This window comes from Serratia sp. T13T92, from assembly GCF_047530105.1.
Taxonomy (GTDB): domain Bacteria; phylum Pseudomonadota; class Gammaproteobacteria; order Enterobacterales; family Enterobacteriaceae; genus Chania; species Chania fonticola.
Genome location: NZ_JBLJAK010000009.1, coordinates 21,765 through 36,525 on the forward strand (window position 1 = coordinate 21,765; position 14,761 = coordinate 36,525).

The following is a 14,761-nucleotide window of genomic DNA, read 5'->3' on the forward strand; positions in this document are numbered from 1 at the left end:
TTTTCTTTATTCGGAACATGAGTTCCATATATAGAACAAGGTGAGGTAGCAACGGTGAATAGATTCAGAGGTGTATTTCCCCCGGTTCCTACTGTGGTGGATGAAAACGGTAAGCTTGATAGAAAGGGCATGGGGATGCTGCTTGATCATGTCATTGCTGCCGGTGCTCAAGGCGTATTGATCCTCGGTAGTGGAGGCGAGTTTTGCCATCTGTCACATGAAACACGTCTTGAAGTAGCAGAATTCTGTGTTCAATACGTAGAAGGCCGGGTGACGGTGCTGCTGGGTATTGCGGCGTCGGGTACGGCGGAAACTATTGATTATGGCAGGCATGCGGCGGCCATCGGCGCCGATGCGGTATTAGTGGTTAACCCTTATTATGCTCAGTTAAATGAAGAGTATATTTATCAGCACTATCGCACAATTGCAGAAGCGCTCACGTTACCGGTATTTCTGTACAACTTCCCAGCCCTAACCGGACAGGACATTGGTCTCGACGTCATCACACGCCTTGCCAGGGATGTGCCCAATATTGTTGGCATTAAAGATACGATTGATAACATCAGCCACACGCGCGAAATTATCAATCGAGTTCACGCTTTTAGACCAAACTTTATTATCTTTTCTGGTTACGACGAATATATGCTTGATACCTTGATCCTTGGCGGGCATGGCGGTATTCCTGCCACCTTCAATTTTGCTCCTGAAGTGACCGGCGGCATCTATGAGGCCTTCATCAACAAGGATTATGAAAAAGCTTTTGCCTTACAACGTCGTCTTGCCAGGCTTTCATCGCTATATGCCCTGGAGACTCCTTTCTTTGGGGTCATCAAAGAAGCCATTAAAGCCAGTGGTATTGATATCTCAACGGAAGTGGTTGCACCTACCAGGAAACTTTCTGCTGAAAAAATTGAACAGATGAAAGAAATTCTTAGTGCGATTAGGTAACCAAGAGGATAACTGAAATGAGCAATGTCTATCCTGTTATTAAAATTAATCCTAATGATGATGTCGTGATCGCGCGGACACACATTGAGGCTGGCACCCTTCTCCCCACAGAGGGAATTACAGTCCTGAATGAGGTTCCGGAAGGGCATAAAGTTGCTTTGTACGATATTGCAGTGGATGCGCCCGTGAAACGTTACGGCCAGATTATCGGTTTTGCCACACAGCCGATCAGAGCCGGTGAGCATATCCACATGCACAACCTGGGGATGGGGGATTTTACCCGTAATTACGCTTTCGGGGAGGATACCGTAACCCTGCCTAAGCCCGAAAGAATCGATACCTTCATGGGCATCAAACGGCAAGATGGTCGGGTAGCAACCCGTAACTTCATTGGCATTCTGACCACGGTCAACTGTAGTGCCACGGTGGCAAGGGCCATCGAGGATCACTATAAAAAAGTTGGGTTGGACGATTACCCAAACGTGGATGGCATTGTGGCACTGCCACAAAGTTTTGGTTGCGCCATTGGCTTTGATAGTGAAGCCATGATTGTGATGCGTCGGACATTGAGTGGCTACGCCCGCCACGTCAATTTTGCCGGTGTGCTGATCATCGGATTGGGTTGTGAATCAAACCAGATAAAAGATCTCATGCAGGTTGAAGGGCTTGAGGAGGGATCCTCGCTGCATACCTTGACGATTCAGGAAACCGGTGGTACTCAGAAAACCATTAGTAAGGGTATTGTGGTTATCGACGGTATGCTCACGCAGGCCAATAAGGTCAAACGTGAAGCGGTGCCTGTTTCAGAAATCATTCTTGCCCTCGAATGTGGTGGTTCGGATAGTTACTCCGGCATTTCTGCCAATCCGGTATTGGGCTATGCCGCTGACAAAATTGTGCAGCAGGGGGGAACAGCGATTCTGTCTGAGACATCAGAGATTTATGGCGCAGAGCATCTGTTAACCCGGCGGGCGATTTCTGAGAAGGTCGGTAAAAAGCTTATTGCCCGTTTTGATTGGTGGGAAGATTACTGCAAGCGTACCAAGAGTGAAATGAACAATAATCCTTCGGCAGGTAATAAAGCTGGGGGACTGACCACCGTGTTGGAAAAATCGTTGGGCGGTATCGCTAAAGGGGGTACCTCAAACCTGGTTGAAGTGTATGAATATGCCGAGCCCGTTACGGCCAAAGGGTTGGTCTTTATGGATACTCCCGGTTATGACCCAATCGCCGTTACTGGGCAAATAGCCGGCGGGGCAAATCTGCTTTGTTTTACCACCGGTCGCGGGTCGGCTTTTGGCAGCAAACCCACTCCTTGCCTGAAAATGGCCACCAACAACACGTTGTGGAACCGTCAGCGGGAAGATATGGATATGAACTGCGGCGATGTTGTGGAAGGTAAGGAAACCATAGCCGAGGCGGGTGAACGGCTTTATATCATGATCCTTGAAATGGCCTCGGGAAGAAAAACTAAAAGTGAACAGTTCGGTTATGGCAGCCTGGAGTTCGTGCCATGGAATATAGGTTCAATTATGTAATTGTTTTCAATTGTGCCCGATTAAATTTCGGGCTCAATCCCTTTAATTGATAGTGTATCCACTATTCTATGTGTCGCACATAGCCAGGAGAAAATCATGTCTATAATAAAGAGTGAGGTTTCTTATAACGCTTCACCAACCCATGTTAGGTGGAATATATTTTTAATACTATTGCTGTTAGGTGCAATAAATTACATAGATCGAACTTCTCTGGCCATTGCCATGCCATATATCGTTGAGGAGTTTAATATCCAGGATACGATCGTGGTTGGCTTATTACACAGTACTTTCTTTTGGGCCTATGCCTTAATGCAGGTACCCAGCGGAGTATTGGCAGATAAATTCAAAACTCGTACCATTATTGCCTGGGCCACCATTTTATGGGGAGCTTTCCAGGCGATTGCGGCCTTGTGCCATACCACCAGTTTATTGGCATTGTCTCGCGTGGGGCTAGGCCTATCTGAAGCGCCTATTATGCCTGCTGGTGCCAAACTGATGGGGACCTGGCTGACACCGACAGAGCGTGGGCGCGGATCTATGCTGCTGGATGGTGGGGCGGCGTTAGGCACGGCCTTGGGCGCGGTGATTCTGACCTGGTTGATCGCTTTCTTTGGCTCATGGCGCATGGCATTCATTATTGCCGGTATAGGCACCATGCTGGCCGGTGTTCTGGCCTGGTGGTATATCCGAACCTATCCTCATGAACACCCGAAAATCAATCAGGCCGAACTCGAACACATTACAAAAGATAATGAGTTTGCTACTAAAAAAGCTGAAAAATACAAAATCAAGGACGTTATCTCTTATTTGAAACAGCGAAATGTCTTGGCGTTGATCGGTGGGTGGGTTTGTTATAGTACTGTTTTCTATGGTTTAATGACCTGGCTACCCTTATATTTTCAAAAGACCTATGGGTTTGATATCAAGTCGATGGGGGGTGCCATGGCTTTTATCTTCCTGCTTTGTTTTGTAGGCCAACTCACGGGGGGGTATATCATTGACCGCTGGAGAAATTCAGGTGCTGATACCAACAAGGTCATGCACACCATGCTGGGTATTTCAGCGGTCACTGCTGGCGTGGGGATCTTTATCTGTGCCAATATCAATCATCCAGTTGCTGCGGTAGTGTTGTTAGGGATCGCCATGTTCCCTCTTCGCTGGGCAAGTGTTTATTGGTCTATCCCTTCATTGCTCGGGGCACAAAAAGTGGCAGGCACTATTTGTGGCACTATGAATTTTAGCAGTAACTTATTTGCCGCCATTATTCCAATATTAATTGGTTTTATCGTCCAACTCACCGGTAATTATTATATTGCCATGATGTTCTTCGCGGCCGCTGCCATAGGTTACTTGATTTGTTCGTTGCTAATTAATTTCGACAAAAAAATGGAGTTAGAAAGTTAGAATAAATTAATTAGCCTCAATATTTCTCTCTGTTATTTAAAAATCGTAAGGAAGTAATATGATCACGACAGCAGTTTTCCCTGGGCGCTATGTACAGGGGGCTCGAGCTATTTCCTGCCTTCTGGGTGAGGAATTATCCCGTCTGGGGCAACGGGCTCTGGTGTTACAAGATCCCGTTGTCCATCAGAAATTAGGTACTCAGATTAGCCTGGCATTAGAAGGAAAGGTTGAGTTTCTTGTCGAAGTCTTTAACAGCGAATGTTCTGACGAAGAGATTAGCCGTATTTCTGCTTTGGCCGAATCCTATCGGGCTGATGTTATTGTCGGTATTGGCGGTGGAAAAACATTGGATACGGCGAAAGCCACCGGCGCTGCGATGAAAAAGCCTATTGCCATTGTACCCACGTTGGCCTCTACGGATGCCCCATGCAGTTCGTTAGTGGTGATTTATACCCCGGAAGGTCAGTTTAAACGCTATCTGATGATCCCGAGAAATCCCGATTTGGTGCTGGTGGATTCTCAGGTAATCGCTGAAGCGCCAGTACGCTTTTTGGTTTCAGGAATGGGGGATGCACTGGCTACCTGGTTTGAGGCGGAAGATTGCCGGATAAAAGGCGCGGGTAATATGACTACGCGGCCAGGGCCGATGTCTGCTTTTGGCTTGGCGAAATTATGCTACGACACCTTGCTGAAATATGGCGTGCTGGCCAAAAGTGCCTGTGAAAAGAATCAGGTGACGCCAGCACTTGAGCATGTGATTGAGGCTAACACTCTGCTCTCAGGTTTAGGCTTTGAAAGTGGTGGTTTGGCTGCTGCGCACGCTATCCATAACGGTTTGACTGTGTTACCACAGACTCGTGATTATTGGCATGGTGAAAAGGTGGCGTTTGGTACTCTTGCCATGTTGATGCTGACCGATCGGGAACCAGAGATTATTGATAGGGTGTACCGTTTTTGCGAAGAAGTGGGGTTACCGACAACGCTGGCCCAGATCGGCTTGGCTGAGGTAACTGATGAGGAACTGCTGCAGGTAGCTCACGCCAGTTGCCAGCCCGGAGAGACTATGCAAAACGAACCGCATTCGATCACTCCTCAGGGGCTGGTGGCGGCTCTGCGTACTGCCGATGTGTTTGGGCAACGTAGACTCGTCTGACCTACAAGCCGGCAAATCCATCGCCGTGTTGAAATGCTGGCAGGTAGGAAATACCTGCCAGCAGCCTAATCAGGGCAGGGTACTGTCAATGATACCGGCACCAGCCTGGCTGGTGACGATGGCTTTGACTTCACTCACCTCGTCAACATGCAACCGCAGCGTAGGAACCCAACCTACGTTGTCCGTGAGCTGATCTGCCGCGGAAACCGAGGCGTTATACACCGCCAGCAGATCGGTTGGCGTACCGTTGACCAGGTTATCGCTGGTGAAAATGTGCTTGCCTACGTAACGTTTGATGATCTTGCTGGCCGGGATGCCGCTGGCCAGATCGATGGCATTTTTTTCCGCATAGATAGCAGATTCAATCCCCACCCCCCACAGGCTGGTAAAGTCCTGGGCCGCGAGGATCTCGGCGTAGTTGTTAAAGACATCCACTTGGCCAAAGCGGACGCGTGGCGCTCGCTGGCCCGGATTGCGCCAGTGGTTGTGGTGCATCGTGACCTTGAGCTTATCGCGATCGTCGATGCGTGAGTCGGAGGAACCGATTAGGTTTACCTTGTCGTGATCGTCAAAGATATTGTAGGAAGCTGTGACATAGTTGCTGCCATGGGTCACGTCCAACAGGCCATCGTGTACCTGGAATAATCGGCCATAAACCTTCGGTAAGGACTGGCGCGGGTGCTCGCCATCGTCAAGCGTGACATGATCGATCCAGGCGTGCTCGGTGGTCATGATCGACAGATTATCGTACAGGCTATTCCAGTTTCCGGCACTGCCATCGGTTGGGTCCCATTCAGGGAAGCAATCGTAAGCGTCGGAGATCCGCAGGTTACGTACGATTACGTTCGAGACCTCCTTGGCCAGCAGATGAGCACCGATAATATGCGCATCTTTACCGACGCCGATCAGGCTTACGTTAGAGCCAAAACGTTGCTGTATTTGTTGGCTTTGCAGCTTGGTTGCGGCCACCCGTGCGTCTTCCAATGGGCCTGAAGGCGTCACCATCCCCCAAGGGCCTTCGGGATTAAAATGCTCGATAAAATCGGCCATGCTGAAGGCTGAGCCAGTGTCGGAAACGATGACCTGGTTGGCCAAGCTTTCGCAGGTATATACGCCTTCACCCTCATGTTTTTCCATGGCATTGATGGTGCCTTTGACATAGATAATCCGTGGTGTGGTTTCACGCTGGGCGTTGCTCCCTCCGAGCGCTGCGCGTAGTTCCTGCCAGGTGCTGACTTCGAAAACATGGCTACTGTCGGCCGCGCTGCCGCCGGTCACTCCGGGGCCATAAGATCCCCAGCCGTCGCTTTTAGCTAATATTTCACGCCCCAGATCGTTGGCCGTTGCTGGCGTGGAATAGGCTAAATTGGCGCCGAGCATGATCGCCATAGTGCTGGCCAGGGCCGCACGTCGCACAGTAAAGTATTGATGCATAATGACTCCTGTCATAAAACTCTTTAACGTTTCTTCAGCATGCCTGCCAATCTCATTAGCGCTGAAACACGCTTTCTTACCTCCTGTTTCAACGGTAGAAACAACCTCCATGCTGAATAGGAACCTCGTGAGAGGCACATGGCATTACCGCGCTATCGGTAAGCTAAGTTAACTATAGAACTTAATTTCTTTTTTATAAAAATACTGTTTCATTTTGTTTTATGACTCAAGTTTTTGCCGGGAAGTTTTTATCTTTAGGGCATGTCTAAACGCCGTTTTTTGGCTTAGTATCGAGGGTCACTCATTCCACCAACGGGGTTTGCCATGAAGTCAGCGTTGTTAGTTATCGATGTGCAGCAGGGCCTGTTTAATCCCCCGCCGGCAGAGGCCGAGCAGGTGCTTACGCGGATTAATCAACTGAGTGAACGTGCCCGGCAAGCTGGCGCACCGGTGATTTTTATTCAGCATCAGACGGCTCATGAAGAGCTGCCAGCAGGCAGTGCAGCCTGGCAGATCCATTCGAAGCTGCAGGTGCAGGCAGGGGATCATCGGGTTGATAAAACCACGCCGGATTCCTTTTTACGCACCAATCTTGGCAAGCTGCTGAATGCCGAAGGGGTCACACAACTGGTGATCTGCGGCTATTCCACGGAATACTGCGTCGATACCACCACCCGCCGGGCCGCTGGCCTGGGTTACCCGGTGGTGCTGGCGGCAGATGCACATACCAGCCATGACAAACCCCACGCCAGTGGGCTACAGATCCGTACTCACCATAATGCCACCTTGTCGAGTATCGAAAGTTTTGGTGTAGCGATCCGCGCCGTGCCTACAGCCGAAGTGAGTTTCTGAGCCGGATGTCGCTCTTGACGCGGTTCTGAGCGGAGTGTAACGTAGCCGAATGAATATCTTCCCGCAGTTCACATCTTGTTTTAGCTGGTGGCGCCTTTTCTAAGGGCGGCACGGGTATTCATCCCTCATTTTTAATGCCGCCGGTTTTGGCGGCATTTTTATATGCGTTGATCCGGCGGTCTGTATACTTCCAGGAGCAAGGCTATGAGTTACACCATTCTGACTGGCGATCGTGCCACCGGTTCACTGCATTTGGGTCATTACGTCGGTTCACTGCGCCAGCGCGTTGAGCTACAGCATCATCATCAGCAAACGGTGATGGTGGCCGATCTGCAAGGGCTGACCGATAACGGCAGCAATCCGCAAAAAATCAGTGCCAACGTGCTAAACGTGGTGGCCGATTATCTGGCGGTGGGGATCGATCCTGCCAAGACTACGCTGTGCCTGCAATCGGCGCTCCCGGCGCTGGCAGAACTGACGATGTATTACCTCAATCTGGTCACCGTTGCCCGCCTGGAACGTAACCCTACGGTGAAAAGCGAAATCATCGAAAAAGACTTTTCACGCAGCCTGCCTGCCGGATTCCTGATTTACCCGGTCAGCCAGGCGGCGGATATCACCGCTTTTGGGGCGACTCACGTGCCGGTCGGAGAAGATCAGTTGCCGATGCTGGAGCAAACCAACGAAATTGTCCGGCGTTTTAACCGCATCGTCGATCGCGAGGTGTTGGTGGAGTGCCAGCCGTTGCTGAGCCGCGTGGGTCGGCTGCCGGGGCTGGACGGGCAGGGCAAGATGTCGAAATCACGCGGCAATACCATCATGCTGGGGGCCAGCGCTGACGAAGTGCATAAGGCGGTGATGAGCATGTTTACCGATCCCAACCACCTGAACGTCAGCGACCCCGGACAGGTGGAAGGCAATATGGTGTTCACCTATCTGGACGCGTTTTGCGAGGATGCGGCGTTGGTGGCACAGCTGAAGGATCACTATCGTCAGGGCGGGTTAGGTGACGTGAAGATTAAACGGTTGCTGGAAGATTGCCTGCAAACGCTGCTGGAGCCTATCCGCACCCGGCGGGCCGAGTACAGCGCCGATAAGGGCGAGCTAATGCGCATCCTGAGAGAAGGTAGCCAGCGGGCTAATCAGGTGACCCAGGGCACCTTGGCACAGGTCAAATCCGCGCTGGGTCTGGATTTTTTTGCCTTGGATTGAGTATCCCTCTCCGGTTGGAGAGGGAAAGTCTGACGATCAAGCCGCGCTGTCGGTGATCGGGTGTTTGACGATAAACACGTAAGACAGCGCCCCGATCAGGGTAACGCAGGAACAAATGGTCAGTGCCAGGCTGAATGAGTTAGTGGTATCCAGGATCCAGCCGGTGATCACCGGGGCAAACGAAGCGAACACAAAGCTGGCAAAGTTTTGAATGCTGCCCACCGAGGCGGTCATACGGGAAGTGACCGCCACGTGGATCAGCCCCCAGCAGGAGGTACCGGCAAAGTGGATACAGAACAACGCCATACTGATTAACGCCACCGCACTGGTGGTGGTGGTGGCCTGTGCCACGACGGAGGTAAAACCTGCGGAAAGCAGCATACCGGCGACGATACAGATTTTACGGCTCTTGAGCGGAGCCATGCCGCGGCGCACCAGGAAGTCGGTGACAAAGCCGTTTGACAGCATGCCCGCCGCCCCAAACAGGAACGGGATTGCCGCCAACATACCGGTACTTTTCAGATCCAGATGGTAGGTGGTTTGCAGATAGCCCGGCAGCCAGGCCAGATACAGCCAGGCGGTGTAGTTGATGCCGCTAAAGCCGATCATCATCCCCCACATGGTGCGGTTTTTGAACAGCGACCGCCATTCCTTGAAGTTCATCGGCTCACGGCGTGCGCTGACGCTACCGGCGTTGAGATAGCTTTGCTCCTGCTCGCTGAGTTTGATGTCTTCGCGGTTGCGATACAGCATGTACCATGCAATGGACAGGACAATGCCCAGTAAACCAATGGTGATGAACATCCCGCGCCAACCTAATAACAGCATCATGGCGGTGAGGATGGGTGGGCTGATGGCTAACCCGATGGTGGAGGCCGAGTTAAAGATCCCCATCGGCATGCCGCGATCTTTGATGTTGAACCAATCGTTGATGACTTTCACGCCGCAAGGGTTCATTGGCGCTTCGCCGATCCCTAGGCCGATACGCACCCAGATAAACTGGGTAAAGTTGTGGATCATGCCAGACATCGTCTGGAACGCAGACCAGACAAACATCCCCAGACCCAGCATGATACGCGGGCCTTTGCGATCCAGCAGCGGTCCACAGGGTAATTGGGCAATCCCATAGGCCAGCGAAAAGGCGGAAAGTAGCAGGCCGATCTCGGTACCACTCAACCCCATTTCTTCACGAATGGTGGAGTTGGCGACGGACAGCGAACTGCGATCCAGAAAATTAATCACGGCAGCAAAAAATAACAGGATCATTGCCGTATTCTGGATTTTTTTAATTTTTGCAGAGCGCTCCGCTATGCCGCCTTTGGGTATAGGATTAATGCTATCTGAATAACTGTCCGCCGGTTCTTTTCCTGTGCTCACGGTGGTTATCTTTTCCATCACTCGCCTCTATATTCCGTATTAATAATAGTTATTCTTCCGGGGCATGGCCCTGGTTCGGTGTTAACAACGGTATGTCTTTCGGCAGTGAGCCTAGGCGGCGAAAATGTTTCCTGGTGCTTTTTTTAATCGGTTCCGTGCGGCGGTTACGATTTTGCTGTTTTTAATCGGTTTTAAATCCCGTTTCACTCGGTTTTTTATCAATAAAAATCAGCCGGCATCCTGTTTGATGGAACGAATCATCGACTGTTTGGCGGTATCAAGATGGCGGTGCAACTCACGGGCGGCCTCCTGATCGCTGCGGCAGATCAGGGCGCTTAAAATGGCCATATGCTCTTCAATCGCAATAATATTTCTTTGCTTCAGATCGGTTTCATCCCATTGATAGTGGAAGTGAAAAATCACCGAAATGATTTCCAGCGACTGATTGAAAAACGGATTGTTGGCGGCCGACAGGATCAGGGTATGGAAGTCACGATCCAGCTGAGAGAACAATCGATAATTGTCGCTGATGGTGTCGCGCAGCTCGCGATGGCGGTTCAACAACTCCTTGGCCTGCAACCAGCGGCTATCCTGTGCGGGCAGATTGATAAAGCGTGATAGCGCGTGGGTTTCCAGCATTTGACGGAGTTCAAACAGCTGCTCGGCATAGTTCTGATCAAACTTTTTCATGCTCCATTGGCCGCGTCGTACGTTGTCGATAAGGTCAAAGCGGCTGAAGCGTAGCAGGAATTCCCGCACCACTACCGGGCTGACGTTAACCGCGCGAGAAAGCTGCAATTCGGTGAACGAATCCCCCGCGCGCAGCTGCTTTTGGTTAATCATCTGATAGAACGCTTTCTCAAACAGCTTGCCTTGCTCGTCCAGTGAGTGGCTCATGCATTCAAAACCGTCTTCTGCCAGCGGCATGCGCAGGATCACATAATCATCATTGACCTTCTCCAGTACCCCGCGTTGATGCAGGTGCGTGAGCGTATGGCGCACCGTGGTGCGGCTGATGTTATACATTTCTGCCAGCCCCGCCTGGGAAGGCAGCGGTGAGCGGATATGGCCCTTGATGATGCCGTCGATCATCTGATTAACCACGTTCTGGCGGAGGTTTTGTGTTCTGCTCATGAGATCCCTCTGTGGGTTTAGCTGTTTTTTAAGCATTTAAAACCCATTTAAACCGGTTTAATTTGTGCTGACTCACAAATTCTCCACATCAGCTCAATACGCCTGTTCTTTTTGCGGGATAACAGCGCCACATCACAGGAGGAGGGATCATGACCACAATGAATACGCTAGTTTGTCTGGAGCCGACCCGGCTGGTTTACCAACAAAGGCCGGTACCGCAGCCTGCGCAGGACGAAGCGGTACTAAAAATACTGACGGTAGGAATTTGCGGTACCGATATCCACGCCTGGTCTGGTCAGCAACCCTTCTTCAGCTACCCGCGGGTGCTGGGGCATGAAATATGCGGCGAGATTGTCAGCGTCGGTAGCCAGGTTAGTGAATTGCGCGTCGGGCAGCGTGTGGCGGTGATCCCTTATGTTTCCTGTCATCACTGCGGAGCATGCACCAGCGGCAGGCCCAATTGCTGCGAAAATATCTCGGTGATTGGCGTGCATCAAGACGGCGGTTTTAGCGAGTTTTTAAGCGTGCCGGTGAGCAACCTGCTGGCCGTGGATGATGTGGAGCCCCAAGCGGCGGCGCTGATTGAACCATTCTCTATCAGTGCCCACGCCGTACGCCGAGCGGCCATCGAGCAGGGCGATCATCTATTGGTGGTAGGGGCAGGGCCGATTGGCCTGGGAGTTGCGGCTATCGCCAAGGCGGACGGGGCAACCGTGATCGTGGCCGATACCAGCGCAGAGCGCCGAAGTCATGTGGAAAAAATGCTTGGGCTGACCACGTTAGATCCGTCAGACGCCGGTTTTGACGCGGCCTTAAGAGCCCAGTTTTCCGGCATGTTGGCGGCAAAAATTATTGATGCCACCGGCAATCAGCATGCGATGAACCATAGCGTCAACCTGATCCGCCATGGTGGCAGCATTACGTTTGTCGGCCTGTTCAAGGGCGATCTGCAGTTCTCCGATCCTGAATTCCATAAAAAGGAAACCACCATGATGGGGAGCCGCAATGCGACCAAAGAAGACTTTATCAAGGTTGGGCGCTTAATGGCTGCCGGAAAAATAACTGCCGGGATGATGCTTTCCCATCAATTCGAGTTTTCCACGCTGGCAGATATTTATGAAGCGGAAGTAATTAATAATAAACAGCTGATTAAAGGCGTGATTCATTTTAACTAACTTGATTACTCCCCAGGTCTTGCCGAGAGTAATTTACGACCTGGGGGATCACCGGATGCAAGGAGCAATAATGAAACAACTTAATCGTAGCGAATTTCCTGGCGCGCAATATCCCGATCGCATTATCCAATTCGGTGAAGGTAATTTCTTGCGCGCCTTTGTCGATTGGCAAATCGACCTGCTAAACCAGCATACCGGGTTGAATGCTGGCGTGGTGGTGGTACGGCCAATTGACAGCCAGCAGCCGCCTTCGCTTAATACTCAGGATGGCTTGTATACCACCATTATCCGTGGGCTGAATGAGCAGGGGGAAGCGGTTTGCGAGCCGCGACTGATCCGTTCGGTCAACCGGGAAATCAACGTTTACCACCAGTACGACAGCTATCTGGCATTGGCACGGGATCCGGCGATCCGCTTCGTGTTCTCCAACACCACCGAGGCGGGGATCAGTTATTTACCAGAAGATAAGTTCACCGACGCTCCGGCGGCCAGCTTCCCGGCCAAGCTGACGCGGTTGCTGTTTGAGCGTTTCAGTCATTTTGACGGTGCCGCAGACAAGGGCTGGGTGCTGCTGCCGTGTGAGCTGATCGATTACAACGGCGAAGCGCTGAAAGAGTACGTGTGGCGCTATGCACAACATTGGCAGTTACCGCAGGCGTTTACCGATTGGTTGAACGACTGCAACACCTTCTGCTCAACGTTGGTCGATCGTATCGTCACTGGCTACCCACGCGATGAAGTAGATCAGTGGCAACAGCAGTTGGGGTACCAAGATAGCTTCCTCGACACGGCGGAACATTTCTACCTGTTTGTGATCCAGGGCCCGCAGTGGCTGGCGCAAGAGCTGCATCTGGATAAGTTGGATCTGAACGTCCACATCGTCGATGACATCAAACCTTATAAAGAACGCAAGGTAGCCATCCTCAATGGGGCGCATACGGCACTGGTGCCGGTGGCATTCCTGGCCGGTTTGAATACCGTGGGCGAGGCCATGAGCGATGAGCAGATCGGCGGCTATGTGGCGAACACCATTGCCGAAGAGATTATGCCGGTGCTCGATCTGCCGCAGGAAGAATTACGGCCATTTGCCGAAGCGGTACAGAACCGTTTCCGTAACCCGTTTATTCAGCATCAGTTGCTGTCGATTGCGCTGAACGGCATGACCAAATTCCGCACGCGTATTTTGCCGCAGCTACTGGCAGGCCAACAGAAAAATGCCGCGCTGCCGAAACGGCTGACCTTTGCCTTGGCCGCGTTGTTGGCCTTCTATCGTGGAGAACGACAGGCGGGTAGCTATGCATTACAGGATGACGCTCATTGGCTGACGAGGTTCGTAACGTTGTGGGCTGGGGTAGAACATCACGACCTGACGCTCGCGGCGTTGGTAGAAAGCGTGCTGGCCGATGAGGCGCACTGGGGGCAAAATCTCAATGCCGTTCCTGGGCTTACCGCTGCCGTGACCACCGATCTGCAAGCTATTCTTGACCACGGAATGCGTGCGGCATTGAGTGAAATGGAACGCCGATAAAACCTCCACCCACATATTTTAATCCTGCCAATCACGGGAAATGGCGTTGAACGTCATTTTCCGGCCATAAAACCATCATCTGCGTGTCATACAGTTATTCGTTAATAGGTGCCCATAAGATTAGCCACTGAAATCAGAGAAATCATATGGCGCAGGCACTGTTAAAACTGGCACCGACCGACTATCCAGGGCAGCAACCGATCCCGTTACGCAAGGTATTAGCGGTAAAAGGACTGGGTAAGGCTTACCAATCCCAGCAACGCGTCCTCGACGACATCAATTTTGATCTGCACGCCGGGGAGTTTGTGGCGGTAATAGGCCGCTCCGGGGCCGGTAAATCAACCCTGCTGCATACGCTGAACGGCACTATACCTTCCAGCTGTGGCGAGATGCTGCATTTTGAGGACGATGGGGTTGCGCAGGATATCGCGCAACTCTCGGCCCGCCAGATGCGCCAGTGGCGAGCCCGCTGTGGCATGATCTTCCAGGATTTTTGCCTGGTCCCCCGGTTGGATGTGATCACCAACGTGCTGCTTGGCCGCCTCAGCCACACCTCGACGCTGAAATCCTTCTTCAAAGTGTTCGACGATGCTGACCGCGCGCGGGCCATCGAGTTGTTGCAATGGCTGAATATGCTACCGCATGCACTGCAACGTGCCGAGAACCTGTCCGGCGGCCAAATGCAGCGCGTCGCTATCTGCCGCGCGCTGATGCAAAACCCCAAAATTCTGCTGGCCGATGAGCCGGTTGCCTCGCTCGATCCGAAAAACACCCGCCGCATTATGGATGCGCTACAGAAAGTCAGCGAGAACGATATCGCGGTGATGGTGAATCTGCATTCGGTCGAACTGGTGAGGGAATACTGCACCCGGGTGATTGGCATCGCCCAGGGCAAAATCATTTTCGACGGTCACCCGTCGCAGCTTAATGAACGTATTTTGCAGCAACTGTATGGCGAAGAAGCCAATCAGATCCATTAATCACTTGAACGTCACCTTTACACACA

General features: G+C 51.8%; 12 protein-coding genes. 9 read left to right on the forward strand and 3 right to left on the reverse strand.

Features of this window, described 5'->3' with window-relative positions; translation table 11 throughout:
- Window positions 1-54 precede the first annotated feature (54 nt).
- From ACMV5I_RS11465 to ACMV5I_RS11480, 4 genes are all read left to right on the forward strand, one after another.
- On the forward strand, window positions 55-948 hold the full coding sequence (locus tag ACMV5I_RS11465) for a dihydrodipicolinate synthase family protein (protein ID WP_414824395.1): 894 nt from the start codon (window positions 55-57) through the stop codon (window positions 946-948).
- 17 nt (window positions 949-965) lie between these two features.
- A complete protein-coding gene (locus ACMV5I_RS11470; protein ID WP_414824397.1) occupies window positions 966-2,486 on the forward strand; it encodes a UxaA family hydrolase in 1,521 nt (506 codons plus the stop codon).
- Between the two features lie 96 nt (window positions 2,487-2,582).
- Window positions 2,583-3,890: an MFS transporter gene (locus ACMV5I_RS11475; protein ID WP_414824398.1), complete on the forward strand. Its 1,308-nt coding sequence runs from the start codon at window positions 2,583-2,585 to the stop codon at window positions 3,888-3,890.
- A 58-nt stretch (window positions 3,891-3,948) separates the two neighbouring features.
- Window positions 3,949-5,043 carry a glycerol dehydrogenase gene (locus ACMV5I_RS11480; protein WP_284121022.1) on the forward strand — a complete coding sequence of 365 codons (1,095 nt, stop codon included), beginning with the start codon at window positions 3,949-3,951 and terminating at the stop codon, window positions 5,041-5,043.
- 69 nt (window positions 5,044-5,112) lie between these two features.
- On the opposite strand, the gene ACMV5I_RS11485 is transcribed toward ACMV5I_RS11480, so the two are convergent.
- Window positions 5,113-6,477, reverse strand: coding sequence for a polysaccharide lyase family 1 protein (locus tag ACMV5I_RS11485; protein ID WP_260512809.1), 1,365 nt, complete (start codon window positions 6,475-6,477; stop codon window positions 5,113-5,115).
- A gap of 324 nt (window positions 6,478-6,801) precedes the next feature.
- On the opposite strand from ACMV5I_RS11485, the gene ACMV5I_RS11490 reads away from it, so the two are divergent.
- A complete protein-coding gene (locus ACMV5I_RS11490) occupies window positions 6,802-7,329 on the forward strand; it encodes a cysteine hydrolase family protein (protein WP_414824399.1) in 528 nt (175 codons plus the stop codon).
- A gap of 204 nt (window positions 7,330-7,533) precedes the next feature.
- Window positions 7,534-8,541: a tryptophan--tRNA ligase gene (gene trpS / locus ACMV5I_RS11495; protein WP_046808111.1), complete on the forward strand. Its 1,008-nt coding sequence runs from the start codon at window positions 7,534-7,536 to the stop codon at window positions 8,539-8,541.
- A 36-nt stretch (window positions 8,542-8,577) separates the two neighbouring features.
- Here the strand turns inward: trpS and ACMV5I_RS11500 are convergent, their stop codons facing one another.
- On the reverse strand, window positions 8,578-9,936 hold the full coding sequence (locus ACMV5I_RS11500; protein ID WP_202670803.1) for an MFS transporter: 1,359 nt from the start codon (window positions 9,934-9,936) through the stop codon (window positions 8,578-8,580).
- A 210-nt stretch (window positions 9,937-10,146) separates the two neighbouring features.
- Window positions 10,147-11,052 (reverse strand): GntR family transcriptional regulator, encoded by a 906-nt coding sequence (locus tag ACMV5I_RS11505; RefSeq protein ID WP_024485333.1) that lies wholly within the window; start codon window positions 11,050-11,052, stop codon window positions 10,147-10,149.
- A 149-nt stretch (window positions 11,053-11,201) separates the two neighbouring features.
- Here ACMV5I_RS11505 and ACMV5I_RS11510 point away from each other — a divergent pair, with 149 nt between their 5' ends.
- From ACMV5I_RS11510 to phnC, 3 genes are all read left to right on the forward strand, one after another.
- Entirely contained in the window at window positions 11,202-12,227 is a 1,026-nt protein-coding gene (locus tag ACMV5I_RS11510) for a zinc-binding alcohol dehydrogenase family protein (RefSeq protein ID WP_121606287.1), read from the forward strand.
- 70 nt (window positions 12,228-12,297) lie between these two features.
- Window positions 12,298-13,755, forward strand: a complete 1,458-nt coding sequence (locus ACMV5I_RS11515; RefSeq protein WP_414824400.1) for a tagaturonate reductase — start codon at window positions 12,298-12,300, stop codon at window positions 13,753-13,755.
- Window positions 13,756-13,901: 146 nt separating this feature from the next.
- Window positions 13,902-14,735: a phosphonate ABC transporter ATP-binding protein gene (phnC, locus tag ACMV5I_RS11520; RefSeq protein ID WP_021805168.1), complete on the forward strand. Its 834-nt coding sequence runs from the start codon at window positions 13,902-13,904 to the stop codon at window positions 14,733-14,735.
- Window positions 14,736-14,761 lie beyond the last annotated feature (26 nt).

What these genes read in the sequence shown, in the direction of transcription:
- ACMV5I_RS11470 (WP_414824397.1), top strand. Translation starts at nt 966, where the DNA reads ATGAGCAATGTCTATCCTGTTATTAAAATTAATCCTAATGATGATGTC.
- ACMV5I_RS11475 (WP_414824398.1), top strand. Translation starts at nt 2,583, where the DNA reads ATGTCTATAATAAAGAGTGAGGTTTCTTATAACGCTTCACCAACCCAT.
- ACMV5I_RS11480 (WP_284121022.1), top strand. Translation starts at nt 3,949, where the DNA reads ATGATCACGACAGCAGTTTTCCCTGGGCGCTATGTACAGGGGGCTCGA.
- ACMV5I_RS11485 (WP_260512809.1), bottom strand. Translation starts at nt 6,477, where the DNA reads ATGCATCAATACTTTACTGTGCGACGTGCGGCCCTGGCCAGCACTATG.
- ACMV5I_RS11490 (WP_414824399.1), top strand. Translation starts at nt 6,802, where the DNA reads ATGAAGTCAGCGTTGTTAGTTATCGATGTGCAGCAGGGCCTGTTTAAT.
- trpS (WP_046808111.1), top strand. Translation starts at nt 7,534, where the DNA reads ATGAGTTACACCATTCTGACTGGCGATCGTGCCACCGGTTCACTGCAT.
- ACMV5I_RS11500 (WP_202670803.1), bottom strand. Translation starts at nt 9,936, where the DNA reads ATGGAAAAGATAACCACCGTGAGCACAGGAAAAGAACCGGCGGACAGT.
- ACMV5I_RS11505 (WP_024485333.1), bottom strand. Translation starts at nt 11,052, where the DNA reads ATGAGCAGAACACAAAACCTCCGCCAGAACGTGGTTAATCAGATGATC.
- ACMV5I_RS11510 (WP_121606287.1), top strand. Translation starts at nt 11,202, where the DNA reads ATGACCACAATGAATACGCTAGTTTGTCTGGAGCCGACCCGGCTGGTT.
- ACMV5I_RS11515 (WP_414824400.1), top strand. Translation starts at nt 12,298, where the DNA reads ATGAAACAACTTAATCGTAGCGAATTTCCTGGCGCGCAATATCCCGAT.
- phnC (WP_021805168.1), top strand. Translation starts at nt 13,902, where the DNA reads ATGGCGCAGGCACTGTTAAAACTGGCACCGACCGACTATCCAGGGCAG.